At 69.5% G+C, this 24961-nt stretch carries 25 protein-coding genes; 20 read left to right on the top strand and 5 right to left on the bottom strand.

Features of this window, described 5'->3' with window-relative positions; genetic code table 11:
* Nucleotides 1-6: 6 nt before the first annotated feature.
* Nucleotides 7-837 (bottom strand): hypothetical protein, encoded by an 831-nt coding sequence (locus OZ403_RS31210; protein WP_140856818.1) that lies wholly within the window; start codon nucleotides 835-837, stop codon nucleotides 7-9.
* Between the two features lie 93 nt (nucleotides 838-930).
* Between OZ403_RS31210 and OZ403_RS31205 the strand changes: the two genes are divergently transcribed.
* Entirely contained in the window at nucleotides 931-1818 is an 888-nt protein-coding gene (locus tag OZ403_RS31205; protein ID WP_140794928.1) for an MTAP family purine nucleoside phosphorylase, read from the top strand.
* Between the two features lie 123 nt (nucleotides 1819-1941).
* Nucleotides 1942-2988 carry a YihY/virulence factor BrkB family protein gene (locus tag OZ403_RS31200; RefSeq protein WP_140856816.1) on the top strand — a complete coding sequence of 349 codons (1047 nt, stop codon included), beginning with the start codon at nucleotides 1942-1944 and terminating at the stop codon, nucleotides 2986-2988.
* A 10-nt stretch (nucleotides 2989-2998) separates the two neighbouring features.
* Here the strand turns inward: OZ403_RS31200 and OZ403_RS31195 are convergent, their stop codons facing one another.
* On the bottom strand, nucleotides 2999-3823 hold the full coding sequence (locus OZ403_RS31195) for a M48 family metallopeptidase (RefSeq protein ID WP_140856814.1): 825 nt from the start codon (nucleotides 3821-3823) through the stop codon (nucleotides 2999-3001).
* 205 nt (nucleotides 3824-4028) lie between these two features.
* Between OZ403_RS31195 and mutM the strand changes: the two genes are divergently transcribed.
* The 9 genes from mutM to OZ403_RS31145 all read left to right on the top strand — a co-directional run bounded on the left by mutM (nucleotide 4029) and on the right by OZ403_RS31145 (nucleotide 12659).
* On the top strand, nucleotides 4029-4901 hold the full coding sequence (mutM, locus tag OZ403_RS31190; RefSeq protein WP_140794925.1) for a bifunctional DNA-formamidopyrimidine glycosylase/DNA-(apurinic or apyrimidinic site) lyase: 873 nt from the start codon (nucleotides 4029-4031) through the stop codon (nucleotides 4899-4901).
* Nucleotides 4902-4977: 76 nt separating this feature from the next.
* Complete coding sequence (locus OZ403_RS31180; protein WP_140799767.1) at nucleotides 4978-6786, top strand: TIGR04551 family protein; 1809 nt, start codon at nucleotides 4978-4980, stop codon at nucleotides 6784-6786.
* A gap of 2 nt (nucleotides 6787-6788) precedes the next feature.
* Nucleotides 6789-7037 (top strand): LPS translocon maturation chaperone LptM, encoded by a 249-nt coding sequence (gene lptM, locus OZ403_RS31175; RefSeq protein WP_174259358.1) that lies wholly within the window; start codon nucleotides 6789-6791, stop codon nucleotides 7035-7037.
* Complete coding sequence (gene lysA / locus OZ403_RS31170) at nucleotides 7034-8275, top strand: diaminopimelate decarboxylase (RefSeq protein ID WP_140799765.1); 1242 nt, start codon at nucleotides 7034-7036, stop codon at nucleotides 8273-8275. Before lptM ends, lysA begins: the two co-directional genes overlap by 4 nt.
* Nucleotides 8276-8291: 16 nt before the next feature.
* Nucleotides 8292-9179, top strand: a complete 888-nt coding sequence (gene dapA / locus OZ403_RS31165; RefSeq protein WP_140794921.1) for a 4-hydroxy-tetrahydrodipicolinate synthase — start codon at nucleotides 8292-8294, stop codon at nucleotides 9177-9179.
* A 39-nt stretch (nucleotides 9180-9218) separates the two neighbouring features.
* Nucleotides 9219-10034, top strand: coding sequence for a 4-hydroxy-tetrahydrodipicolinate reductase (dapB, locus tag OZ403_RS31160; RefSeq protein WP_140799764.1), 816 nt, complete (start codon nucleotides 9219-9221; stop codon nucleotides 10032-10034).
* Nucleotides 10031-10801 (top strand): fumarylacetoacetate hydrolase family protein, encoded by a 771-nt coding sequence (locus tag OZ403_RS31155; RefSeq protein WP_140799763.1) that lies wholly within the window; start codon nucleotides 10031-10033, stop codon nucleotides 10799-10801. Before dapB ends, OZ403_RS31155 begins: the two co-directional genes overlap by 4 nt.
* Nucleotides 10798-11322 carry a 2-amino-4-hydroxy-6-hydroxymethyldihydropteridine diphosphokinase gene (gene folK, locus OZ403_RS31150; protein WP_140794918.1) on the top strand — a complete coding sequence of 175 codons (525 nt, stop codon included), beginning with the start codon at nucleotides 10798-10800 and terminating at the stop codon, nucleotides 11320-11322. Before OZ403_RS31155 ends, folK begins: the two co-directional genes overlap by 4 nt.
* Nucleotides 11319-12659 (top strand): tetratricopeptide repeat protein, encoded by a 1341-nt coding sequence (locus OZ403_RS31145; protein WP_140799762.1) that lies wholly within the window; start codon nucleotides 11319-11321, stop codon nucleotides 12657-12659. The genes folK and OZ403_RS31145 overlap by 4 nt, the downstream gene beginning before the upstream one ends.
* Nucleotides 12660-12742: 83 nt before the next feature.
* Here OZ403_RS31145 and OZ403_RS31140 read toward each other — a convergent pair whose 3' ends face one another.
* Nucleotides 12743-13567, bottom strand: a complete 825-nt coding sequence (locus tag OZ403_RS31140) for a KpsF/GutQ family sugar-phosphate isomerase (RefSeq protein ID WP_442929824.1) — start codon at nucleotides 13565-13567, stop codon at nucleotides 12743-12745.
* Nucleotides 13568-13933: 366 nt separating this feature from the next.
* Here OZ403_RS31140 and fsa point away from each other — a divergent pair, with 366 nt between their 5' ends.
* From fsa to OZ403_RS31120, 4 genes are all read left to right on the top strand, one after another.
* Nucleotides 13934-14605, top strand: a complete 672-nt coding sequence (gene fsa / locus OZ403_RS31135; RefSeq protein WP_140794915.1) for a fructose-6-phosphate aldolase — start codon at nucleotides 13934-13936, stop codon at nucleotides 14603-14605.
* Between the two features lie 189 nt (nucleotides 14606-14794).
* On the top strand, nucleotides 14795-15931 hold the full coding sequence (locus OZ403_RS31130) for an acyl-CoA dehydrogenase family protein (RefSeq protein ID WP_140799761.1): 1137 nt from the start codon (nucleotides 14795-14797) through the stop codon (nucleotides 15929-15931).
* 117 nt (nucleotides 15932-16048) lie between these two features.
* On the top strand, nucleotides 16049-16846 hold the full coding sequence (locus OZ403_RS31125) for an electron transfer flavoprotein subunit beta/FixA family protein (RefSeq protein WP_011555871.1): 798 nt from the start codon (nucleotides 16049-16051) through the stop codon (nucleotides 16844-16846).
* Between the two features lie 36 nt (nucleotides 16847-16882).
* A complete protein-coding gene (locus OZ403_RS31120; protein WP_011555870.1) occupies nucleotides 16883-17848 on the top strand; it encodes an electron transfer flavoprotein subunit alpha/FixB family protein in 966 nt (321 codons plus the stop codon).
* A 77-nt stretch (nucleotides 17849-17925) separates the two neighbouring features.
* Here the strand turns inward: OZ403_RS31120 and OZ403_RS31115 are convergent, their stop codons facing one another.
* Entirely contained in the window at nucleotides 17926-18444 is a 519-nt protein-coding gene (locus OZ403_RS31115) for a cytochrome c oxidase assembly factor Coa1 family protein (protein WP_237077578.1), read from the bottom strand.
* Nucleotides 18445-18633: 189 nt separating this feature from the next.
* On the opposite strand from OZ403_RS31115, the gene OZ403_RS31110 reads away from it, so the two are divergent.
* The 4 genes from OZ403_RS31110 (at nucleotide 18634) to OZ403_RS31095 (ending at nucleotide 22395) form a co-directional block, all read left to right on the top strand.
* Nucleotides 18634-19611, top strand: a complete 978-nt coding sequence (locus OZ403_RS31110) for a GNAT family N-acetyltransferase (protein ID WP_140856806.1) — start codon at nucleotides 18634-18636, stop codon at nucleotides 19609-19611.
* The gene (locus tag OZ403_RS31105; protein ID WP_140877013.1) at nucleotides 19612-20667 is read left to right on the top strand and encodes a DMT family transporter; all 1056 of its coding nucleotides are present in this window, start codon (nucleotides 19612-19614) and stop codon (nucleotides 20665-20667) included.
* A 119-nt stretch (nucleotides 20668-20786) separates the two neighbouring features.
* A complete protein-coding gene (locus OZ403_RS31100) occupies nucleotides 20787-21764 on the top strand; it encodes an MBL fold metallo-hydrolase (protein WP_140799758.1) in 978 nt (325 codons plus the stop codon).
* A 37-nt stretch (nucleotides 21765-21801) separates the two neighbouring features.
* The gene (locus tag OZ403_RS31095; RefSeq protein WP_140794909.1) at nucleotides 21802-22395 is read left to right on the top strand and encodes an MOSC domain-containing protein; all 594 of its coding nucleotides are present in this window, start codon (nucleotides 21802-21804) and stop codon (nucleotides 22393-22395) included.
* Between the two features lie 97 nt (nucleotides 22396-22492).
* On the opposite strand, the gene OZ403_RS31090 is transcribed toward OZ403_RS31095, so the two are convergent.
* The gene (locus OZ403_RS31090; RefSeq protein ID WP_174257122.1) at nucleotides 22493-23959 is read right to left on the bottom strand and encodes a pentapeptide repeat-containing protein; all 1467 of its coding nucleotides are present in this window, start codon (nucleotides 23957-23959) and stop codon (nucleotides 22493-22495) included.
* A gap of 44 nt (nucleotides 23960-24003) precedes the next feature.
* Here OZ403_RS31090 and OZ403_RS31085 point away from each other — a divergent pair, with 44 nt between their 5' ends.
* Nucleotides 24004-24960, top strand: coding sequence for an RluA family pseudouridine synthase (locus tag OZ403_RS31085; RefSeq protein WP_268782456.1), 957 nt, complete (start codon nucleotides 24004-24006; stop codon nucleotides 24958-24960).
* Nucleotide 24961 lies beyond the last annotated feature (1 nt).

The following is a 24961-nucleotide window of genomic DNA, read 5'->3' as shown; positions in this document are numbered from 1 at the left end:
CGCGCCTCAGTCCCCGTTCGGGTCCCACTCGGAGATGTCGTACTTGGGCTCGGGCGGCAGCGGCGGCTTGCTGGACTTGCTGGGCGCGGGCTTCTTCACCACCGGAGGCGGAGCGTCGGACACGTCTTCGTCGAGCAGCGGGTCCTTCTTCGCCGGGCTCGCGGAGACAGCAGGCGGAGCAGGCTTCACCGGCTCGGGCGCGGCCGGCGCGGGCGCGGGCTCTGGCGCCGCCATCACCGCGGGCTCATCATCCGGAGAGTCCAGGTCGCCCAGGGACGTCGGGTCGGCGGGGGCCGATGCGGGGGTAGGGGACGGAGGTGGGTCCGATTCACTCGCCCGGTACACGCCCGTCCGCGTGGCCTCCACCGCGACACCGGAGGACGGAGGCGGCGGAGGAACAGGCTCCGGCGCGCGGCGCGAAGGCTCCGCCGCGGCGGAGGACTCCGACGCGCGGTAGCCGTCTCTCCGGCCCGAGGGCTTCTCATCCCCGAACGGGTCCTCTTCGCGGCTGTTGCGCTTGCGCGAGGGCTGCGCATCACCGTCGCCGAACGGGTCCTCCTCGCGGGTCAGCTTCTTCCCCTTCCGCCTCTTCGGCGGATCCGCCACGACGCCGGCGGGCAGGCCCTTCAGCGACGAGTGCCGGTCCGCGCACAGGCCCACGCCCTCCTGACATTCGGCCAGACAGTGCGTGAGCTGCTTGATGGTGCGTCCACTGCCTCCGTACTGGATGGAGCAGTCCTCCTTGCAGGTCGCGTAGTCCTCCTGGCAGCCAGAAGGGACGGCGGCCGCGGCGGGGCCGGCGGCGAGGGTCAGGCCAAGAATCAGAAGGGCTCGCATGGCGATTACGAAAACTACCAGTCTTCTGGGGTTCCGGCGCCAGGGGGGCGCGTTATGGTCCCCTGGCGCGATGGTCGCGCCATGAGGAGGCACATGGCTGTCAGGGTGGGCATCATCGGGAGCCCCGGGTTGGCCCAGGCACTGGGCATCCCCGGGAAGGGCGAGTCCCACATCTTGGAGACGCCCTTCGGTCCTCACGCGGGCCCCATCGTCACCACCGAGCTCGACGGCGTCTCCGTCACCTTCGTCGCCCGCCATGGCACCGGCCACGTCTACAACGCCACCCGCGCGCCCTACCGCGCCAACCTCTACGCGCTGAAGGTCCTGGGCGTCACCCACGTCCTCTCCACCGGCACCGTGGGCAGCCTGCGCGAGCACATCCATCCGCTCCACCTCGCCCTGCCGGACCAGGTCATCGACCGCACCTACCGCCGTCCCTGCACCTTCTTCGACGACGTCGCCGTCCACGTGGACCTGGGCAACCCCTTCTGCGGCACCCTGCGCCAGGTGCTCGAGCACGCCAGGGACCCGCTGGGGCCGACCGTGCACACCGAGGCCACCTACGTCTGCATCGAAGGCCCGTCCCTCAGCACTCGCGCGGAGAGCATGCTCTACCGCACGTGGGGAGGAGACCTGGTGGGCATGACGGGCATGCCCGAGGCCCGGCTCGCCCGCGAGGCGGAGCTCCACTACGCCATGGTGGCCCTGCCCACCGACTACGATTCGTGGCAGCCGCGCGCGCCAGGGCAGGAGCATGACGACCTGCTGGCGCAGATCTCCCACAACCGGAAGGCCGTCACCGCCAGCGGCGCCGCGCTCATCCGCCGCGCGTTGCCTCGCATCGGCGAAGCCCGCGCCACCTGCCGCTGCGACACCGCGCTGGCCCTGGCCATCGGCACCGAGCGCAGCCGCATCCCCGACGAGGTGCGCGGCCGCCTCCGTCCACTGCTGGGCAGATACCTCCCGCCCAACGTCGCCTGACGACACCGCACCAGGTCATTCGGCCGGGCCACACGCCGTGCGCTCGCCTGGCCGTCTGCTGCCAAAGCGCGCTTCCGTTTTCACCTTCTGAGCCCCGGTACGACTCGGAGCGAGGAGGCGAGCATGCGGTTGCCCAGACTCAAGCACCTGTCCTGGCGCGAGTTCAGCCGGCGCTTCGTGAAGGAATTCCAGGAGGACAGCGTCACCGACATCGCGGCGCAACTGTCGTACTACCTGCTGTTCTCGCTGTTCCCCTTCCTCTTCTTCCTCGTCACGCTGGTGGCGTACCTGCCGTTCGCCCCGGGCGCGGTGGACGCGATGTTGGACCGCATCCGCCCCTTGGTGCCGGGTGACGCGTTGGGGCTCATCACCGGCCACCTGCAGTCCCTGGTCAACCAGCCCCAGCCCAAGCTGCTGACGGCCGGTCTGGTCATCACGCTGTGGTCCGCGTCGCGCGGCGTGAATGCGCTGCGCACCGCGCTCAACCTGGCCTACGACGTCTCTGAATCCCGGCCCCTCTGGAAGACGCAGGGCCTGGCGATGCTGGTGACGCTGATGGGCTCGCTGCTCATCCCGCTGTCCTTCGCCGTGTTCCTGCTCGGCGGGCGGCTGGGGCTGTGGCTGGCGGGGAAGCTGCAACTCGTGGACGCCTTCCACCTCGTGTGGTCCTGGCTGCGCTGGCCCTTCACCGCGTCACTGGTGATGCTGGTGCTGGCGCTCTGCTACTACCTGTTGCCCGACGTGAGGCAGCGCTTCAAGTACATCACCCCTGGTTCCGTCCTGGGCACGGGCCTGTGGCTGACGAGCACCTGGGGCTTCACGCAGTACGTGGAGCACTTCGGCAAGTACAACGTCACCTACGGCTCCATTGGTGGCGTGATGGTGCTGCTGCTGTGGCTCTACCTCTCCGGGCTCATCTTCATCGTCGGAGGCGAAATCAACGCCATCCTCGAGCACGCTTCGGTGGAGGGGAAGTCGAAGGGCGCCCGCGGCTTCGGGGAGCCCGCGCCGCTGGAGCCGCCCCTGAAGACGCCCGGCGCGGCCAAGAGCGCCAGCAGCGCCATGCGGTCGAAGCTGGCGCGCTTCCGATGGCGGCGGCGCGTGGCCCGGGGCCAGGAGCCCGAGCCCACCGTGGAGGAGCAGGACCCTCGCTCCTCCACGGTGCACTGAGGGCCGGGGACTACTTGCCGCCCAGGGCCTGCTTGATGGCGGGAAGCCCACCCGGGCCGTTGTTGCTGCCCCGCAGGTTCTTCTGCGAGATGATCTTCTGGATGTTCGCGATGCGGTCCCGGTTGGTGGGGTGCGTGCTCAGCCACTTCATCAGCGCGGGCGTGTCGCCCTGCTCCTTCTGGAGCTTCTCGAAGAAGGTGATGAGCCCCCGCGGGTCATAGCCCGCGCCGGAGGCGTAGCGGGCGCCGTACTCGTCGGCTTCAATCTCCTCGCCGCGGCCGTGCGCCAGCAGCGTGCCGCCGCTCACCAGCGACGCGGCGATCTGCGCCACCGTGCCCGGGTTCTGTCCCAGCGCCGCCTGGGTGATGGCCTGCAGGCCCATCTGGCTCACCATGGCGCGCGCCGAGTGACGGCCCACCACGTGGCCCGCCTCGTGCGCCATGACGCCGGCCAGCTCCGCCTCGGTGTCCGCGGCCAGGATGAGGCCCGTGTAGACGTACAGGTAGCCGCCGGGCGTGGCGAACGCGTTGACCGTCTTCGGGTCGTCGATGACGTTGATCTTCCACTTCACCCCGGGCCGGTCCTTGGAGGCCTGGTTCAGGATGCTGGCGGAGATGCCGCGCACGTAGTCGACGACGGCCGCGTTCTGCACGTACTTGATCTTCTCCTTCGTCTCCAACTCCGCCTTGACCTGCTTGCCGAGCTGCTCCTCCTGCTCGTCGGAGATGAGGGTGCGGGCCACGGCTTTCTCGGCGGAGATGCGCTGCTTGGTGCAGCCCGTCGACAGGCCCAATGCCAGGGTGACTCCCAGTACCGCCACGAGGATGCGCTGCATGACGAGTGCTGCCTTTCTTTCCAGAGGTCTACGCCGCGTCGCTCCGCGGGAGGCGCGACGCTGGCCCACATCGGCACCTGCCTTCAAGGGCCGCGTGGTGCAAGCATCCAGGCATCCGGCTTTCGCGCCGCCACCACACCCGTGTTCGCTGCCCGGCAGGTAGGCGGTGCGTGGGGACGCCCGCCGGTGTATGTGCCCCGGCAGGATGCCAGAGCTACCCGAAGTCGAAATCGCGCGGCGCAACCTGGTGCGCTGGTTCAGCGACCGGCGCCTCGTGCGTGCCGAGTCGGAGAACACCCGCATCTTCCGAGGCGCCGAGCGCCAGCAGTTCGACACGCTGACGGGCCGGTTGGAGTCGCTGGTCCGCCGGGGCAAGTACCTGCTCTTCGCCTTCGAGGGCGGCAAGGGGCTGATGGGGCACCTGGGGATGACGGGCAAGTTCGTCCGCCGCACCGAGGGGCAGGTGGCGCCCTACAGCCGCGCCCGGTTTCATCTGGACGACGGCCATGTCATCCACTTTTCCGATCCACGAATGTTCGGCCGCCTGGAGCCGGCGCCAGCCGCGCGCCTGCGGGAGCTGGAGGCGGTGCGAATCCTGGGGAGGGATCCGCTGGCGGATGGCCTCACCGCGGGGCAGCTCCAGCAGGCCGTGGGCTCCTCCCGGAAGGAGCTGAAGGTGGCGCTGATGGACCAGGAGCGCATCTCCGGCCTGGGCAACATCCACGCCGCCGAGGCGCTCTTCCGCGCGGGCCTTCACCCCTCGCGCCAGCCCGGCTCCCTGACGCCGGACGAGTGGAAACGCCTGGTCCAGGCCATCCGCGCCTCCATCGACTTCGGCCTCAAGGAGCAGGAGGGGGAGGAGCCGGTGTACCTGGAGGAGGGGCGCTCGGAGAATCCATTCAGGGTGTACGGCCGCGCGGGGAGCCCATGCTCCCAGTGTGGCACCCGGGTCGAGTCCTTCACCCAGGGAGGCCGTACCACCCACTACTGCCCCCGGTGCCAGCCGGGGGACGGACGCCGAAGTGAGGCGGGGGCGCCGGCCGTTGACGGCGCGAAGGCCCGCCCTGGTAAGCGTTGACACCCCTTGGTCCCGTCGCTTGAATCGCCCGCCTTTCAGACCCGGCCGCCCCAGGTGGCCCTGGAGATCGTTGCCCATGTCTCACGCCCTGCTGGCGGCGCTACTCGTCGCTTCGTCCACGGCCACCGCTCAGACGCCGGTGCCGGAGGGTAGCCCGCCCGCGCCCGCGGAAGCCGCACCCGCTGCTCCCGCCCCCGCGGAGTCTGTTTCCGCGGAGACCGCGCCTGTGTCCTCCACTCGCGAGGGCGTCAGCCGTGACGACCTGGAAGCGCTGAAGGAGGAGCTGCGCGAGGAGATTCGCGCCGAGGCCGCCAAGCAGTCCATTGGCGCCACGGACGAGTGGGCCGAGGAGTTCCCGGAGGAGAAGCGCAAGCTCGAGGTCTTCACGCTCGACGGCTACTTCCGCGTCCGCCCCACGCTCTTCTACAAGTTCGACCTGGGCAAGGCGCCCGGCAAGGAGCTCTTCCCGCGCTCGCCTCGCAGCGCGCAGGAGAACACCCAGTCCTTCGCCACCATGCGCGTGCGCCTGGCGCCCACCTTCAACATCTCCGAGCAGGTGGCGTTGAAGATGGAGGTCCTCGGCCTGGACAACTTCATCATGGGCGCCATGCCGGACACGCTGCTGCCCGGCAACACGCGCAACCTCTTTGGCATCTTCTCCGAGAGCCAGGACCCGCTGGCGGACGCGCTCCAGGACTCCATCAAGCTGCGCCGCGCCTACGGCGAAGTGAAGACGCCGGTGGGCATCCTGCGCTTCGGCCGCATGGGCAGCCAGTGGGGCCTGGGCATGCTGCGCAACGACGGCACCTGCTTCGACTGCGACTTCGGCGACACCGTGGACCGCGTCCAGTTCGTCACCAACCCCTTCGAGGGCTGGTACGTGACGCCGATGCTGGACTTCAACTCGGAGGGCGTCACCGACACGCGCGGCACCGTGGGCGAGCCCATCGACCTGACCCAGTCCGATGACGCGCACAGCTGGGTGATTGCCATCGCGCGCCGGGACACCGACCAGGTCATCCGCTCCAAGCTGGACAACAACCAGGGCGTGCTCCAGTACGGCCTGCACTTCACCTACCGCACCCAGAAGTGGGAGTACGACGGCTCCACCACGAACGGCCAGAACACCGGCTTCATCCCGCGCGACGCGTCGCTGTTCGTGCCGGACCTGTGGCTGAAGTACGAGGAGAAGAACTGGCGGCTGGAGTTCGAGGCCGCCGCCCAGTTGGGCCGCATCGGCAACCGCGCGCTGGACGTGGGCGGCATCAACGACCCCACGCTCAACCAGAGCCTCACCGTGGCCCAGTTCGGCGGCGTGGCGCAGGGTGAGCTGCGGCTGCTGAACCAGAAGCTGTCGCTGAACATGGAGCTGGGCTTCGCCTCCGGCGACAAGGCGCCGGGCTTCGGCAACCAGCCGAGCCGTCCGGGTTCGGGCACCAACGGTCGGACGGAGCCGGGTGACTTCGAGGGCCCGCAGTACGACTGCGGCACGGGCGGCTGCAGGGACAACGCCATCCGCAACTTCCGCTTCAACCGCGACTACCGCATCGACCTCATCCTATGGCGCGAGCTGCTGGTCGGGGTGACGGACGCGTTCTACGTTCGCCCGTCGGCGAAGTACACCATCACCGAGGGCTTCGACATCTACGGCCGCGTCATCTACTCGCAGGCCATGTACGCGCAGTCCACGCCGTCCTTCACGAACAAGGCGCTGGGTCTCGAGGTCAACGTGGGCGCGGACTACAAGACGGAGGATGGGTTCATCGCCGGCATCGCCTACGGCATCCTGTTCCCGATGAGCGGCCTGCGGGAGTTCAACGCGACGGTGCCCACCGACCTGGACACGCCGCAGACCATCCGCGCGTGGCTGGGGATGCAGTTCTAGCCATGCGCCAGGTCCTCGCGCGGCTGTGCGTGGCCGCCAGCGTGTCACTGACGCTGGCGGCGTGTGGCATCAAGGGGCCCCCGAGGCCGCCCGGGCCGCCGCCAGCGCCCGCGACCCAGACGCAGCCGCCGCCCCCTGAGTCGGAGCGAGGGCCCCTGGAGCCGTCGGGGCCCACCCTGTCTCCCACGCCGGAGACCGGGGTGGAGACGCCGCTGTCACCGCCGGAGTCCGAGGACGCGGGAGTCCCGTGAATCACTTCGCCTACCGCAAGGGCGTGCTCCACGCGGAGGATGTGCCGCTGGCGGCCATCGCCGAGTCCGTGGGCACGCCCACCTACGTGTACTCCACCGCCACGCTCACCCGGCACGTCCGGGTGGTAACGGAGGCCTTCGGAGACCGGCCGCACCTCATCTGCTACTCGGTGAAGGCCAACTCGAACCTGGCCATCCTCCGGCTCATCGCCGAGCGGGGCGGTGGGTTTGACATCGTCTCCGGCGGCGAGCTGGCCCGGGTGCGGCATGTGGGCGGGGACACGGCGAAGACGGTGTTCGCTGGCGTGGGCAAGACGCAGGAGGAGATGGAGGCGGCGCTGGCCGCGGGCATCCTCCTCTTCAACGTGGAGAGCGCCGAGGAGTTGGAGGCGCTGGACGCCGTGGGCCGCCGCCTGGGGCGCCGCGCGCCATTCGCCCTGCGAGTGAATCCGGACGTGGATGCGCGCACGCACCGTTACATCTCCACCGGCCTGAAGACGTCGAAGTTCGGCGTGCCGTTCGAGGAGGCGGTGGCCCTCTACGCGCGCGCGAAGAAGATGAAGGGCCTGCTGGCCGCCGGGTTGGATTGCCACATCGGTTCGCAGCTCACCCAGACGGCGCCCATTCGCGCGGCCTTGTCCAAGGTCGCGGGCCTGTACTCCGCGCTCAAGGAGAAGGGCCATCCGCTGGCCTACCTGGACGTGGGCGGCGGGCTGGGCATCACCTATTCGGACGAGACGCCGCCGTCTCCGGACGAGTACGCCCGCACCGTGATGGCCGCGGCTGGAGCCACTGGGGCCACGCTCATCCTGGAGCCGGGCCGGGCGCTGATGGGCAACGCGGGCGTGCTGCTCACGCGCGTGCTGTACCGGAAGAAGACGCCGGCGCGGCACTTCGTGGTGGTGGACGCGGGCATGAATGACTTGCTGCGCCCTGCGCTCTACGAGGCGCACCACGGCTTGCAACCCCTCATGAAGCGGAGGGGCAAGGCGGTGGAGGTAGACGTGGTGGGGCCGGTGTGTGAATCCACCGACGTGCTGGCGAAGGCACGGCCCCTGGTGCTTCCGCAGGCAGGCGAGTTGTTCGCCATCATGAGCGCGGGCGCATACGGCATGAGTATGTCGTCCACTTATAATTCCCGGCCGCGCCCGGCCGAAGTGCTGGTGGACGGTGAGGCGTGGCGCGTGGTCCGGGAGCGGGAGCGCGTCGAGGATCTCTGGCGCGGCGAGCGGGCCTGAACGTATAAGCGCCGGCATGAAGACCTTCGAAGGCTCCATGACGGCGCTGGCCACTCCGTTTCGCAACGGAGCGCTCGATGAGCCCGCCTACCGGGCGCTGGTGCGCCAGCAGATTGAAGGGGGCACCAGCGTGCTGGTCCCCATGGGCACCACCGGTGAAGCCGTGACGATGACGGCCGATGAGCGGGCCCGCGCGGTGAAGGTGGTGGTGGAGGAGGCGAAGGGCCGCGTGACGGTGGTGGGCGGCGCCGGCTCCAACAGCACCGCGGAGACCATTGAAGGCGTGCGCCGCGTGCGCGACGCGGGCGCGGACGGCACGCTCATCGTCACGCCCTACTACAACAAGCCCACGCAGGCGGGCTTGCTGGAGCACTACCGCGCGGTGGCCAAGGCGCACCCGGGCTTCCCCATCATCGCCTACAACGTGCCGGGCCGGACGGGCGTGGACCTGCTGCCCGACACCGTGCTGCGGCTGTGCGACATCCCCGAGGTGGTGGCGCTCAAGGAGGCCACCGGGAGCATGCCGCGGGCCATCGACATCCTGGAGAAGTGCGGCGACCGGATGACGCTCTTGTCCGGTGACGACTTCACCGTGCTGCCCTTCATCGCCTGCGGCGGCAAGGGCGTCATCTCCGTGTCGTCCAACGTGGCGCCGCGGATGATGGCGGACCTGGTGGCGGCGGCGCGCGCGGGGAATATCGCGGTGGCGCGCGACCTCCAGGTGCGGATGAACGAGCTGCACCGCCTGCTCTTCATCGAGTCCAGCCCCACACCCGTGAAGTGGGGATTGCACGTGATGGGATTGTTCGGGCCCGAAGTGCGGTTGCCCCTGGTGCAGATGACCGAGCCCAACGCCGCGAAGCTTCGCGACACCCTGCGCCAGCTGGGCCTGCTCACGGGCTGAGCTTTCCCTCATCCCGCCGTTACCTGGAGCGCGGCAGACATGATTCGCACCGTCATCACCGGCATCACCGGCCGCATGGGCAGCACGTTGCTCCGCCTGGCGCGCGACTCGGGAGACCTGCGGGTGGTGGGAGGCACGGCGCGGCCGGGCAGCGCCTCGGTGGGCCAGGACGCCGGGGTGGCCACACGGCTGGGCCCGGTGGACGTGACGGTGGTGGACAGCCTGGAGCGGGCGCTGGACGCCGCGCAGGCGGACGTCGTCATCGACTTCACCAGCGCGGAGCTGAGCGTGGCGCACGCGAAGGTGTGTGCCGCGCGCGGCGTGGCCCTGGTGGTGGGCTCCACCGGCTTCACGCCGGAGGCGTCCGCGTCGCTGGCGGAGAGCGCGAAGACGGTGCCCATCGTCGCCGCGCCGAACATGTCGGTGGGCGTCAACCTGGTCATCCGCATGGCCGCGGAGCTGGCGCGGGTGCTGGGGCCGGGCTTCGACGTGGAGGTGCTGGAGGCGCACCATCGCATGAAGAAGGACGCGCCCAGCGGCACCGCGCTGCGGCTGGCGGACGTGCTGGCGGAGGCCCTGGGGCGCACCCAGGAGGACCTCACCTTCGCGCGGCATGGGCAGATTGGCGCGCGGCCCGCGCGCGAGATTGGTGTGCAGACGCTCCGGGGCGGCGACGTGGTGGGCGAGCACACCGTGTACTTCCTTGGCGAGGGTGAGCGCATCGAACTCACGCACCGCGCCACCAACCGAGACCAGTTCGCTGCTGGCGCGCTGAGGGCCGCGCGCTGGGTGGCGGGGCGCGCGCCTGGTCTCCATGACATGGCCGACGTGCTCGGCTTCCAGAGGACTTCATGACGACCGCGCGCTACTGCCGCTTCCTGCACGAGGGCCGTGCGCACCACGGCCGGGTGGAAGGCTCCGAGGTGGCGGTCCTCACCGCCGCACCCTGGGCCGGCGCGAAGGAGACGGGCATCCACCGCTCGCTGTCCTCGCTGACGCTGCTGGTGCCGTCGGACGCGTCCAAGGTCGTGTGTATCGGTCAGAACTACCGCAAGCACGCGGAGGAGATGGGTAAGCCGGTGCCGCCCGAGCCGCTCATCTTCACCAAGCCCTCCACGGCGCTCAACGGCACGGGCTCGCCCATCCGCATCCCCAAGGCGAGCCAGGAGGTCCACTACGAGGCGGAGCTGGCGCTCGTCATCGGCGAGAAGCTGAAGAACGCCGACGAGTCCACCGCCGCGCGCGCCATCTGGGGCCTCACCTGCTTCAACGACGTGACGGCGCGCGACGTCCAGCGCCGCGAGATTCAGCACACCCGCGCCAAGGGCTACGACACCTTCGCGTGCGCGGGGCCGTGGGCGGTGACGGGCCTGTCCCCCGACGACCTCCACATTGTGTGCCGGGTGAACGGGCAGGTGCGCCAGGACAGCCGCACGTCCGACATGATTTTCAGTCCCGCGCGCCTGGTGTCGTTCATCTCCCACATCATGACGCTGCTGCCCGGGGACATCGTCAGCACCGGGACGCCGTCGGGTGTGGGGAAGCTGTCGGCCGGGGACACGGTGGAGGTGGAGCTGGAGGGAATCGGAACCCTGGTGAACCCTGTTGAGATGGAGCCGTGAGCGACACCGTCTACGTCGGGTTGGGTTCCAACGAGGGGGAGCGCGAGAATCACCTCGTCGCCGCCCTGTCCGCGCTGTCCCGCATCGACGCGGTGGCGGTGCTCCACTGCTCCTCGCTTTTCGACAGCGCCCCCGTGGGGCCGCCGCAGCCGCGCTTCCTCAACGCGGTGGTGGCCCTGGAGTGTGGCCTGCCGCCGCAGCGGCTGCTCTGCATCCTTCAGCAGATTGAGAAGGACCTGGGCCGCAGGCGGGATGTGCGCTGGGGCCCGCGCACCATCGACCTGGACATCCTCTTCTGGGAGGGACAGGTGGTGGCCGACCCCTCGCTCCAGGTGCCCCACCTGGAGCTGCACAAGCGCCGCTTCGCCCTGGAGCCGCTCGTGGAACTGGCGCCTCACCTGCGTCATCCGGTACTGGGGATGTCGGTGAAGGAGCTCCTCGGGAAACTCGCCCCGCAGGATGTCCGCAGGAGCGAGGCCACGTGGTGGCCCGAAGCGAGCTACTCGAGCAACGACACATGAACCTGCCCCTTGCCCTGGCCACCGCGGCGCTGCTGACCGCCGAGCCCTCGACGTTGCCTCCCGGTCACCCGGTCATCCCGCCGGGGACCACGGCCTCGCCCGCCACCTCTGGCATGCCGGAGGGCCACCCGCCGACGGGGGGCGTGGCTCCCAGCATCAACCCGGAGCAGCTGCCCCCGGGCCACCCGCCCATGTCGGGCACGGGCCGGGCGCCGCCGTCCGCGGAGGAGCTGCTGCGCCAGCTCGACTCCACGGAGGGGCTGGCGGACCGGGAGAAGACCTTCGAAATCGCCGCGTCGCTGGGCCGCCTGTACTACGTGAATGGCCGCAACGCGGAGGCCAGCACCTACCTCCAGCAGGCGCTGGAGCGCGCGAAGCCCACGCGGGAGCTGTTCCTGGCGCAGCGCAAGAAGCTGGGCAAGGCCGTGGTGCCCACCCCGGAGGCGGCGGGCTGCGGCTTCACCCCGAACATGCCGGTGGAGGACATGGGCGCCGCCGCGCAGGCGCGCGCGAAGAAGGGTGACGCCGCGGGCGCGGCGGCCTGTGCTCGCGCGGCACTGGCGCCGGTGCTGGACGTGGCGGTGATGCAGGCCAACGCGCTCTACCTGTCCAACGACAGTGGCAAGGCGCTGGTGGCCTACGACGCCGTGCTGGAGGTGGAGCCCCTGCACGAGGACGCCCTCTACGCGCGCGCGGCGCTGCTCTTCGAGACGAAGGGCGACGACGTGGCGGCGCTGAAGAAGGCGGGCGAGGGCTTCGAGGCGGTCGCTACCACGTACCCCGATTCGTTCCGCGCGCCCATGGCGAAGCGGATGGTGGCGCTGGTGGAGGAGACGGTGAAGGCGGGGGGCCGCAAGCAACTGCTGGCCTCGCGCGCGGAGGACCGCCGCATCCGCCTGTCGCAGGCACCCGCTGCCGCCACGCCGGATGCGCCTCGGCCGCTGTCGCAGGAGATGGTGGACGCGGTGAAGAACACCGAGCGCACGCCGGAGCTGGAGCAGGGCCTGGCGAAGCTGGTGGACGAGGGCGAGGAGCTCCTGGCGAAGGGCCAGTACCAGGAAGCGCTCGCGAACTACACGCGCGTGGTTCCCTTCCAGCCGGAGAACGGGCGCGCGAAGGCGGGCATGGCCTGGTCCCTGGTGAGCCTGGAGCGCCCCATGGCGGCGCGCGTGTGGGGCGTGGCCGTGCAGACCGACCCGCTCTCCGTGGAGAAGCTGGGCGACGCGCTCAAGGCCAAGGGCGACGACAAGGGCGCGAAGGCGCTCTGGGAGAAGCTCGCCACCGACGCGCCGGACTATCCCAACAAGGCGAGTCTGCAGGCGAAGCTGGGCAAGTAGTGTCCGCGCGCTAGAAGTGCTTCGCGGCCAGCGGGTCCTGCACGTTCAGCAGGACCGCGCGGCGGCCCTCCGCGGCCCTCGCATCAGACGAACTTCGCGGCCAGCAGGTCCTGCACGTCGAGCAGGCCCACGGCGCGGCCCTCCACGTCCACCACGGGGAGCTGGTCCACCCGCAGCTCGCGCATCTGCGTGGCCGCGGCCAGCACCAGTGTCTCCGGCGTCACGCAGCGAGGGTTCTTCCCCATCAGCTCGCGCACGGGCACGGTGAAGTCGGTGAGGCCCGCCTCCACGCGGCGGCGCAAGTCGCCGTCGGTGAAGATGCCCACCAGCTTCCCCGCCTTGTCCACCACGCACGCGGCGCCCGGACGGCCGGGCGTCTTCGTCATCACCGCCACCACCGCGGACAGGGGGGATGTGTCGCGCACCAGCGGGTTGGCGTTGCCGGTGCGCATCAGCTCGAAGACGCGCTGCACGGAGCGCCCCAGCTTCCCGCCCGGGTGCAGCAGCGCGTAATCCTCCGTACCGAAGGGCCGCGAGCGCAGCACCGTCATGGCCAGCGCGTCGCCAATCGCGTGCAGCGCGGCGGTGGAGGCCGTGGGCACGAGGCCCATGGGGCAGGCCTCCGCGATGGCGCCGATGTCCAGCACCACGTCCGCGCCGCGGCCCAGCGGGCTCTTCGCGTCGCCGGTGAGGGCGATGACGGGCGTCTCCATCCGCTTGAAGGAGGGGAGCAGGCGAATCAGCTCTTCAGTGGAGCCACTGTTGGACAGCGCGAGGATGACGTCGCCCCGGCCCACGCGGCCCAAATCCCCGTGCACGGCCTCGGCGGGGTGGAGGTACACGGAGCGGATGCCCGTGGAGGCCAGGGTGGCGGACAGCTTCTGGCCGATGTGGCCGGCCTTGCCCATGCCGGTGACGATGACCTGGCCCCGGCAGTCGCGCACCAACTGCACGGCGCGCAGGAAGTCGTCTCCCAGACGTTCCGTCACGCCGAGGATGGCGCGGGCCTCGGCCTCCAGCACGCTGCGCGCATAGGCGAGCGTGGCCTCCGCGTCGGGGAGGACGGCAGGTGCCTGTGCGGGACGGCCGGGGAGGGCGCGAAGGCGGGGCTTCTTGGCGGCGGAGCGGGAAGGGCGGGCCATGTTCAGTGTCCGGCCTTCTACCTCCGCCCCCCCGCGGTGGCCACCCTTGACGCATGGGGGGGCATCGGTTACGCGCCTGCTCGCCCGGCCTCCTTTGGCCGGGGCACATTCCACCTTCAAGAGAGGGACGAGATGAAGTTCTTCATCGACAGCGCCGACGTGGAGGAGATTCGCAAGGCCCACGCCATGGGCTGCGTGGACGGAGTGACGACCAACCCGTCCTTGCTCGCCAAGGTGGGCCGGGGCCTGGAGGAGACCATCCGCGAAATCTGCTCCATCGTGGATGGCCCCATCAGCGCCGAATGTGTGTCCATGGAAGCGGACGAGCTCATCAAGGAAGGCCGCTCCCTGGCGAAGATCCACGACAACGTCGTGGTGAAGATTCCCATGGGCGTGGAGGGCATGAAGGCCACCAAGGCGCTGACCGCCGAGGGCATCCGCACCAACGTCACGCTGTGTTTCTCCGCCAACCAGGCACTGCTGTGCGCCAAGGCCGGCGCCACCTACGTGTCGCCCTTCGTGGGCCGGTTGGATGACATCTCCCAGGACGGCATGGAGCTCATCTCCCACATCCTGGAAATCTACCGGAACTACGAGCACTTCAACACGCAGGTGCTGGTGGCCAGCGTGCGCAACCCCGTGCACGTGCTCCAGGCCGCCCGTCTGGGCGCGGACGTGGCCACGCTGCCCTACAACGTCATCACCCAGCTGGCGAACCACCCGCTCACCGACGCCGGCATCAAGAAGTTCCTGGCCGACTGGGAGAAGGTCCCCAAGGCCGCCAAGCCGCCCGCGTCCAAATAGACCCTCCGGAAATACAGACTAACGTTGGTTTTCTTGGCTCCAATCCCTCTGCGGGGTTGGGGCCTGTTTTTTTGAGAAAAATGGAGCCCGTCCTCCTCCGGTTCCCGGTGGGTTGCACTGGCGATTTCGCGCCGCGGCATGTATTCGTTGACTCCCGAGTCAACGAGCCGAACCCGTCACGAGGTCCCCATGGAATTCCAGCTCACCGACGCCCAGCGCGCGCTGCAGGACGCGGCACGCAAGTTCGCCCGCGAAGTGGTGCGTCCGAAGGCCGCCCACTACGACGAGACGGCCACCTTCCCACTCGATTTGCTGACGACCGCGTGGGAGCTGGGGCTGCTCAACATGGCGATACCCGCCGAGTACGGCGGCGTGGGCCTGTCCCACCTGGACCAGACCATCGTCGCGGAGGAGCTGAGCTGGGGCTGTGCGGGCGTGGCGACGTCCATCATCGCCAACGACCTGGCCAACCTTCCCATCATCCTCCACGCGACCGAGGAGCAGAAGAAGCGGCTGCTCACGCCCTTCACGGAGAAGCTGAAGTTCTCCTCGTTCTGTCTCACGGAGCCCGAGGCCGGCAGCGACGTGGCCAACATGCAGACCACGGCGCGGCTGGACGGAGACCACTACGTTCTCAACGGCGCCAAGTGCTTCATCACCAACGGCGGCCAGGCGAGCCAGTACACGGTGTTCGCCACGGTGGATAAGGGCAGGAAGCACAAGGGCATCACCTGCTTCGTGGTGGAGGGCCGCCCCGAAGGGCTCTCCGTCAGCAAGCACGAGAACAAGATGGGCCAGCGTGCCAGCGAGACGGTGTCGCTGACGTTCGAGGACGTGCGCGTCCCGGTGGCCAACCGCATTGGCGAAGAGGGGCAGGGCTTCGCCATCGCCATGGCCACGCTGGACAACAGCCGCCCGCTGACGGCCATGTTCTCCGTGGGCATCGCCCGCGCCGCGCTGGAGCACTCCATGGAGTACTCCACGCAGCGCCGCACCTTCGGCAAGCCCATCATCGAGCACCAGGCCATCCAGTTCATGATTGCCGACATGGCCATGAACACCCACGCGGCGCGCATGCTCACCTACGAGAGCGCGTGGCTCTTGGACGAGGGCAAGCGCAACTCCCTCCAGTCCAGCTACGCGAAGTGCTTCGCCGCGGACATGGCCATGAAGGTCGCCACCGACGCCGTCCAGGTGTACGGCGGCTACGGCTACATCAAGGAGTACCCCGTGGAGAAGCTGATGCGCGACGCCAAGCTCATCCAGGTCTACGAGGGCACCAGCCAGGTTCAGCGGCTCGTCATCGCGCGGGAACTGTTCAAGTAGCGCCGCGGCACCGCGTCCGGCGGCCGTTTCCCATTGCCGCCGCGACGCGCCAATGCCTATTAACCCAGACCGTTTTTTCCAGATTCCAAACTCCTCCCCGTAAGGAGAAGCACCGCCGTGAAGATCCTCGTCACCGCCAAGCGCGTGGAAGACCCCGAGTCGAAGATCAAGGTCAAGCCGGATGGCTCGGGCATCGTTCAGGAGGGGCTGAAGTACAAGATCAACCCCTTCGATGAAATCGGCGTCGAAGAAGGACTTCGGCTCGTCGCGAAGCACCAGGGCGAGGTCGTCGTGGTGTCCATCGGCGGCAAGGAAGTGCAGGAGCAGCTCCGGCACGCCCTGGCCATGGGTGCGCACCGCGCCGTGTGGGTGAACCACACCGGTCCGGTGGACCAGCTCGGCATCGCGGCCCTGCTCCAGAAGGTCGTTGAGAAGGAGCAGCCGGACCTCGTCATCCTCGGCAAGCAGTCCATCGACGATGACCAGAACCAGGTGGGCCAGTACCTCGCCGAGTTCCTCGGCTGGGGCCAGGCCACGTTCGCCTCCAAGGTGGAGTCCATGGAGAGCGAGCAGGAGAAGAACAAGGTCCCCGCCATCGTCGTCTCCGCCGACAAGAAGAGCGTGCAGGTGATTCGCGAGGTCGACAACGGGCTCGCCACGGTGGAGTGCCAGCTGCCCGCCGTCGTCACCACGGACCTGCGGCTCAACCAGCCGCGCTACGCCAGCCTCCCGGGCATCATGAAGGCGAAGAGCAAGCCCATCGAGGAGCTGACGCCGGCCAAGCTGAGCGTGGATGTCACCCCCGCCATCCAGGTCCTGAAGATGTCCGCTCCCCCGGCGCGCAAGGCCGGCATCAAGGTCGCGGACGTCCCTGCCCTGGTCGAGAAGCTGCACAACGAGGCGAAGGTCGTCTGAGCGGCCCTTCCGCACACTCTCTACGGAGTCATCCAAATGCCTATCGTTCTCATTGTCGCCGAGCAGCAGCCGGACGGGAACCTCCGCAAGGCCACCCTCAACGCCATCTCCGCCGGTAAGCAGCTCGCGGAGAAGGCCGGTGGTGAGCTTCACATTGCCCTGGTGGGCAAGGACCCCTCGAAGGTCGCTGATGAGCTCAAGGGTTACGGCGCGAAGGCCGTCCACCTGGGCGCCGCCGCCGAGCTGGAGCACTACCTCGCGGAGACCTACGCGCCCGCCATCGCCGCCCTGGCCCAGGAGCTGAAGGCGGACTACATCGGCATGGCGTCCACCGCGCAGGGCAAGGACCTGCTGCCGCGCGTGGCAGGCCGTCTGCGCGCCGCCATGGCCACCGACGTCATGGCCATCAACGGCAGCGGCGCGGACATCACCTTCACCCGTCCCATGTGGGCCGGTAACGTCTTCGCCGACGTGAAGCTCACCACGCCGGTGAAGGTGCTCACCCTGCGCGCCACCGAATTCCCCGCCGCCGCTGGCGGTCAGGGCGCCGCCGAGGTGAAGACCTTCAGCCCGAAGGTCGAGGCCTCCAAGACGAAGTTCGTCGACTTCAAGGAAGTGAAGAGCGCGCGTCCCGAGCTGACCGAGGCTCGCGTCGTCATCTCCGGTGGTCGCGGCACCAAGGGCGACTTCAAGGAGATTGAAGGCCTGGCGGACGACCTGGGCGCCGCGGTGGGCGCGTCCCGCGCGGTGTGCGACGCGGGTTGGGTTCCCAACGACCTGCAGGTCGGCCAGACGGGCAAGGTGGTGGCTCCGGCGCTCTACATCGCAGCGGGCATCAGCGGCGCCATCCAGCACCTGGCGGGCATGAAGAGCTCGAAGACCATCGTCGCCATCAACAAGGACCCCGAGGCCCCCATCTTCCAGGTGGCGGACTACGGCATGGTGGCGGACCTCTTCAAGGTGCTGCCCGAGCTGCGCGCGGAGCTGGCGAAGCTGAAGTAGTTCCAAAGGGCACGGATGTGTCCTGACGCAAGGGGCGACGTGGGGACCTCCCCGCGCCGCCCCTTCGCATTTTCACCTCACAGCTCGATGTCGCGGCCCGCGTCGCGCGGCGCCACTTTTCCGGGCTCCGGGGCCTGGTCCGCGTAAGGCGGCTCGGCGGGCAGTGGCAGCTCAGGGCGCTTGAGTGGTTCGGCTCGGAGCAGGTCGATGAGCGTGCCGTCGCTCAGGGCGACGATGAGGTTGTTGAACTGCCAGGGGCCGTCTCCGCGTTTCTCACCCTGCGCGTGCAGCGTGCCCTTGCCGTCGGGCCCCTCAAGCGGGAGGGAGAACTGCGCGCGAGAGACACCGTTGCGGCTCTGCACGGAGCTGCGCCGGGGCAGGCCACTTTCGATGGGCGTCCCCAGAGCGCGCTGCACCAGCGCGTCGCCGCTGGCGATGGCCACGGCTTCCCGGTGCGCGTCGGACTGCCCCAGGGAGGAGAAGCCCAGGTACGTGGCGAGCACGCCCAGGCCGATACACGAGGCGAGGAGCCCCAGGCATCCCAGCGGAAGGACCCAGCGCCAATGGCGGCTCCACCAGCCAGGCCGAGGCGCCATTGAACCTTCCTGTGCTGTGTCCATGGCCACCTCCTCCCACTTCGCGCGCGGCTTCCTCTTATTCGCTCCCGAGGCTCGCGGGGAACGCGTGGAAGCCGTCCGGCACCGCCAGCGGTTGGTGTGTGTACCGGGCAACAGGTAGATTTCGCGAGTGCTCCCAAGGGCCGGGGAGCACGTGAGGCTGGGTGCATGCCTTCGCGCAGATCCTCCTCCGCAGAGGTGTTGTTGGACGTGCTGGAGGCACTGCCTCCGGGGCACCGGCTGTGGGTGCGTGGCGCGGGGCGAAGCCTGTTTCCGCTGCTGCGGGCCGGGGACTCGGTGCGGGTGATGCGCTGTGGCCCGGGCTCGCTGGCGACCGGGGACGTCGCGCTGATGCGGCAGGGGCGCGAACTGGTGGCGCACGTGGTGGTGTCCACGCAGCCGTGGCGGACGGCCTCGCTGCTGGGGCCCCAGGACGCCCCGGGCGGCGTGACGCTGGGCCGGGTGGTGGCCATCCGCAGGGGCCGTTGGGTGGTTCCGCTGCCCAGACCGCTGCGTCCGGCGCTGCGGCTGGCGCAGCAGGCCGCGTCCACGGCGTGGGCCTGGCCCCGGACCCGGATAGTGTCTCGGGGCGTGTGGGACTTCCTCTTCGCCGGATGGTCGCTGCCGCTTCGTCGCCGCCTGGTGGGGCCGTTGGAGGTGCGGCTCCTGACGGCCGGTGACCTGGACCCGCTCCTGGCCTTCGCCAGTGAGCGGCTGGTGGTGTCTCCGGGTTTCCTGCGCCGTCAGCTCCGCGACCGCTGGGGTCTGCCGGACGCGGGGCGCCGGGGGGCCGCGGCGGGCGCCTTCGACGCCCAGGGACGGATGCACGGCTTCGCCTGGGTGGACTCCTACCGGCAGGAGGGCTTGCAACTGGAGGGCGTCTGGGTGCGCTCCCTGGTGGTGGCGCCCCGCGTGCGGCGCATGGGCGTGGCCACGGGGCTGCTGGAGTGCCTGATGGAGGAGGCCCGACGCCAGGGGCAGTCGCACGTCTTCGCGGACGTGGACGACGACAACACGGCGTCGCTGCGCACGTTCGAGCGGCTGGCGTTCCGGCGAGCGGACGCGACGCTGACCCAGCAGGCCAACGAGGCCTGGGACGCCACGGGCCGCTCCAAGCGGCTGGTCGTCGTCGAGCGCACCCTGTAGGTGCGCCTCCGGAGGTTGCGCGGCCGCCCTGGCTGCGTCAAAAAGCCCGCGGCCGTGGCCGCCGTGACGTCACGTGGCGAGCCCGGCGTCATCCTCTCCGATGGACTGCGCGCTATGAGCACCTCGACATCCGACATGCTGGGGGGCGCCACGGAGACCCCGTCGCGGTCGCAGCGACTCCGTGCGGATGGGGCGCTGGCGCTCATCACTTCGTTCTGGGGCATCACCTTCGTGGTGGTGAAGGACGCGCTCGGGCATGGCGACCCGTTCAGCTTCCTCACGCTGCGCTTCATCGTGGGCGCGGTGGTGTTGAGCGCCCTGGCGGGGCGGCAGGTGCTGACGGCGCGCAACCTGCGCAGTGGCACGATGCTGGGGACCTTTCTCTTCCTGGGGTTCTCGCTGCAGACGGTGGGGCTCACCACCACCACGCCTTCGCGCTCGGCGTTCATCACCGGGCTGTGCGTGCTGCTGGTGCCGCTGCTGTCGATGGTGCTCTACCGGAAGGCGCCGAAGTTCACCTCGCTGCTGGGGGTGGGCGTCGCGGCGGTGGGGCTCTACCTCTTCACGCAGCCCGACGCGGGGCTTGGCAGTGGCGGCCTGTCGTCCGGAGATGTGCTGTCGCTGGGCTGCGCGGTGGCTTACGCGTGCCACATCCTCATGACGGAGCGACATGCGCCGAAGCAGGGCGTGCTGGGGCTGGTGGCGGTGCAGCTCTGGACGGTGGCGCTGCTGTCCGCGCTGTGCCTGCCCTTCGTGGAACGGCGCGTGGTGTGGCATCCGTCCTTCGTGGGGGCGGTGCTCGTCTGCGGGGTGTTCGCCAGCGCGCTGGCCATCAGCCTCCAGACGTGGGGGCAGGCGCGCACCACGGCGGTGCGCGCGGCGCTCATCTACTCGCTGGAGTCGGTGTTCGCCGCGCTGTACTCGGTGTTGCTGGGCTACGAGACGCTCGGGCCTCGCGAGTGGCTGGGCGGCGCGCTCATCCTGTCGGGCGTGTTGATGTCGGAGGTGGGCGCGGCGGCCTGGGGGTGGTGGCGCGCGAGGGCACCAGCGCGGTAGCGGCCCTGTCGCGGGGCATGCGTGAAGCCAAATCGGGCCTGTCCACCAGCCGGGCGGGCAGGGCGGTGAAGTGAAGGCGGCCACCGGCGGGTGGACGCGCTATACCCGGGGCCCTTCCCATGAGTGTGGAGCTGCGGCGAAACGGGATGCACCTGACGGGCACCCCTCTGTCCCTGGATGCGAAGCGCAAGTCGCCGCTGTGCTTCGTGAGTCACGGGCATTCGGACCACATTGCCCGGCACGAGAGCACCATCGCCACGGCGGCGACGCTGCGTTTCATGACGCATCGCCTGGGGCCGGTGCGTGAGCCGCGCGAGGTGCCCTTCCGGCAGCCCTTCGAGCTGGGGCCGCTGGTGCTGGAGTTGCTACCGGCGGGTCACATCCTGGGCAGCGCGCAGCTTCGCGTGACGCGGCCGGATGGGCGCCGCATCGTCTACACCGGGGACCTCAACGTGGCGCCGTCGCTCACCGCCGAGGCGACGGAGGTGGCGGAGTGCGACACGCTCGTCATCGAGTCCACCTTCGGTCATCCGCGCTACCGCTTCCCGCCGCGTCCGGAGGTGCTGGGGCAGGTGGAGCAGTGGCTGCGGATGCAGTTGGAGCGTGGCGCGGTGCCGGTGCTGCTGGGCTATCCGCTGGGCAAGAGCCAGGAGGCGATGAAGCACCTGGCGGGACGCGGCTTCCCACTGGTGGCGCATTCCTCCATCTACGAGGTGGCGCAGCTCTACGCGGAGCTGGGCGTACCGATTGAAAATCTGCGCTGCTACGACGGGAAGGTGGAGCCGGGGGAGGTGCTCTTCTTCCCGCCGCACCACGCGCGGGGCGGTGCACTGGCGCCGCTGTGGCCTCGGGCGACGGCGGTGTTGACGGGGTGGGCGGTGGACCGGGGCGCGGTGCGGCGTTACGGCGCGGACGTGGCCTTCCCACTGTCGGACCACGCGGACTTCCCCGGGCTGGTGTCCTACGCGAAGGCCACGGGGGCGCGGGAGGTGCTGACATGCCACGGCTTCGCGGAGGAGTTGGCGCAGGCGCTGCGCGACGCGGGGATGGACGCGCGCCCGCTGGGCGGGAAGCCGCAGCAGCTCGGGCTGTTCTGACAGGCGGCGGGAGGCCGGGTTCGGTAGAAGGATGGCGATGGCCCGCAAGACACCGCAGCTGGAAGGACGCATCGTGCACGTCCTCGTGTGCACCGAGCGCAAGAGCTTCGTCACGAAGGAGCTGCCCGAGGCGCGGGTGTCCTTCGAGGGCTTGGAGGGCGACCGCCACGCGGGCCTGACGCGAGCGGCGGACGTGCGCACGCCGTGGTTCCCCAAGGGGACGCCCATCCGCAACACGCGGCAGTTCTCACTGGTGTCGAGCGAGGAGCTGGCGCAGGTCGCGCAGGCGCTCGGCATTCCGCGCGTGCTGGCGTCATGGCTGGGCGCGAACCTGGAAGTGGCGGGCGTGCCGCGGCTGACGCACCTGCCTCCGGGCACGCGCCTGTTCTTCCCCGAGGACGCGACGCTGGTGGTGGAAGGGGAGAACGAGCCCTGCACGGGCCCGGGACGCGTCATCGAGGCGCATCATCCAGACGTGCAGAAGCTGGCGAGTCGCTTCGTGAAGGCGGCGTGGCAGCGCCGGGGACTGGTGGCCTGGGTGGAGCGCCCCGGCATCATCCGGGCGGGGGACACCGTGAAGGTGCTGCTGCCCAGGCCAGTGACGTACATGCTGCCTTCGTCCGGCGTGTAGCACCGCGAGCCCTTACTCCAGAAACACCACGGGGCCGCCAGGTCCGGAACGTATCCCGGACCCCGCGGCCCCGCGGGCCTCGACCTGCACCGGACGGCTACTCCTCCGGTGATTGGACGATGAGCTTCTCCTTGCCACACACGTCACAGCGCAGGTGGACGAAGAGGTCGCCGTCGCTCTCCTCGGGAACTTCACCCTCGGGCACGCCCAGCTCTTCCTTCGCCAGCGCCGCCACCTTGGCGGGAATCTCCTCCGCCTTCAGCGACTGGACGTACGTCATCTCCCGCTCGTGGCACTCGCGCGTCTCGGGGCCCGTGAGCCACGACGGCTCCATGCCCTCCGGCAGCCGGCTCACCAGCTCCAGGTTGGTGACGGACTCGGCCAGGTAGGCCAGCCGCCGCAGCCGGGCCTCGTCCGGCAGCGCCGCGAAGACCTGGAAGCCCTCCAGCAGGGCATTGCGGTCCTCACCCGTGGCCAACTGCGCCAGCTCCATCGACGCGTCGCTCGACTCCAGCGCCTCGTCCCAGTTGTTCTCCGGGTTGAAGCCCGCCTCCAAGAGCGACGTGTAGAGCTGCGTGGCCGCCAGCCGGCGCCGCGCCTCCTGCAGGTGCTCCACGACTTCGTGCGTCAAGCGCAGCTCCAGGAGCGCGCCCGTGGTGCGCGGGTCGATGGAGCCCGTCAGGTCATCCACCTCCACCTCTTCCCGCAGCGCACCCTTCAGCACCTGCGCCGCGGAGAAGCGGAACAGGGGCAGCACGCCCACCTCGCGCAGGTACATGGCCGCCACCGGGGCGTCCTTGGCGCCCATGCGGAGCGCCTTCTGCGCGCGGTCCACCACCGCCGGGTCCGCCGCGGGCTTCTTGTTCTCCAGCCGCGTCTTCACCGCCTCGCGGTAGAGCGTCTCCAGCGAGCTGCCCGGAGGCAGCCGCTGCGGCAGGAGCGGGCGCAGGCCCGGCACGTCCAGCACCCACAGCGGGGGCACGCCCATCCGCTTCAGCGCCCGGAAGAAGAGCGAGCCTGGAGGGTCCTGGGGCCGGAAGGGGGGCAGCTCGTCGCCAACGGGCTCACCCTGGAGCGCCGCGGCGGCCTGTACGCCCAGCGCCTTCTCCCGTTGCTCACGGGTGAAGGCGGTGATGCCCTGGGCGGGGGGCGGAGGAGGCGGCGGGGCCTCCTCGCCGTCCAGACCGACGACGCGGTCCATGTCCACGTCGTCCATCTCGATGTCGTCGAGCCCCTTGGCGCCCGTGAAGTCGCACCGCAGCAGCTTCAGCTTTTCGAACGTCGCGCCTTCGAGGTTCGCACCCCGGAAGTCGCAGTCCTGGAGCCGGCCGCCGTGGAAGTAGGCATTGGAAAGGTCCGCGTCCCGGAAGTTGACCTTGGACAGGTCGCACCGGTCCCACTCCGAGCCGATGAGGCCCAGTCCGGACAGGTCCGTGTTGGCGGAGAACAGTTGAGTGAAGGTGGCGCCGGTATGGTCGGTGGCGACCTGGCCGGACTTACGCATCCGGTTCCATTCCGCCGAGCCACTCTGAAGAAGCTTCTCGATACTCTGGGCTTTCGCCATGGACCCGGGATTATTCGTATGGTCTGGTCCATGCGCCAGCACAAATGATCGAGTATCGAATCGAAGCCGACACCGCCGGGATGCGGCTGGACAAGCACCTGCGCAAACGGCTCCCCAATGTTCCGGTGAGCCACCTCTTCAAGATGATTCGCACCAAGAAGGTGCGGGTGAACGGGAAGCGTGCGCAACCCGAGCAGTTGCTGTCCGAAGGAGACGTGCTCACCATCCGCGGCGACGAGCAGCAGCTCGTGGGGGCGGAACGTCCGAAAGTGGACCCGCCTCCGCCACCGGTGGACCCCAGCCGGTTGGTCATCCTTCGAGAGGACGACTGGCTCATGGCCGTGGACAAGCCCAGCGGAATGGCCGTCCATACCGGCAGTGGCATCACCGGCGGAACGCTGGTGGACTACGTGCGCGCCTACCTGGGGCCCAAGGCCGTCCGCAACGACTTCGCGGCCTCGCCCGCACACCGGCTGGACCGGGAGACCTCCGGCGTCATCCTGGTGGCCAAGCGGCGCCCGGCCATGGTGCATTTCACCGAGGTCTTCACCCACGGCCTGTCCCGCAAGCGCTACCTCACCCTGGTGAAGGGAAAGATGCCCCGGGACTCCGGGGTCATCGAACTGCCCCTGTCAGAACACCAACAGACGGCCGAATCCAAGGCCCGTCGAGGGGTGAACATGCAGGCGGCCGTCACCCGGTGGAAGGTCGTGAAGCAGTCGAGCGAGGCGGCGCTCCTGTCCTGCGCCATCGAGACCGGGCGCACGCATCAGATAAGAAGGCATCTGGCCGCCATCGGACATCCGGTGGCTGGGGACAAGAAGTACGGTGACTTCGCCTTCAACCGCGACGTGCGGGCGCGCTGGGGGCTCAAAAGGTTGTTCCTGCACGCCGAGCGCATCGAATTCCCGCATCCCGAAGGCGGCGCGAAGGTGGTCGTCGAGGCTCCCCTCGCCGTCGAGCTCCGAGATGTGCTCAAGCGGGCCGCATTGGTGCCCTGAC

This window comes from Myxococcus sp. NMCA1, from assembly GCF_026810205.1.
GTDB lineage: Bacteria > Myxococcota > Myxococcia > Myxococcales > Myxococcaceae > Myxococcus > Myxococcus xanthus_A.
The sequence above is the reverse complement of the archived record's forward strand: the minus strand, read 5'-3'. Positions and strand labels throughout refer to the sequence as shown.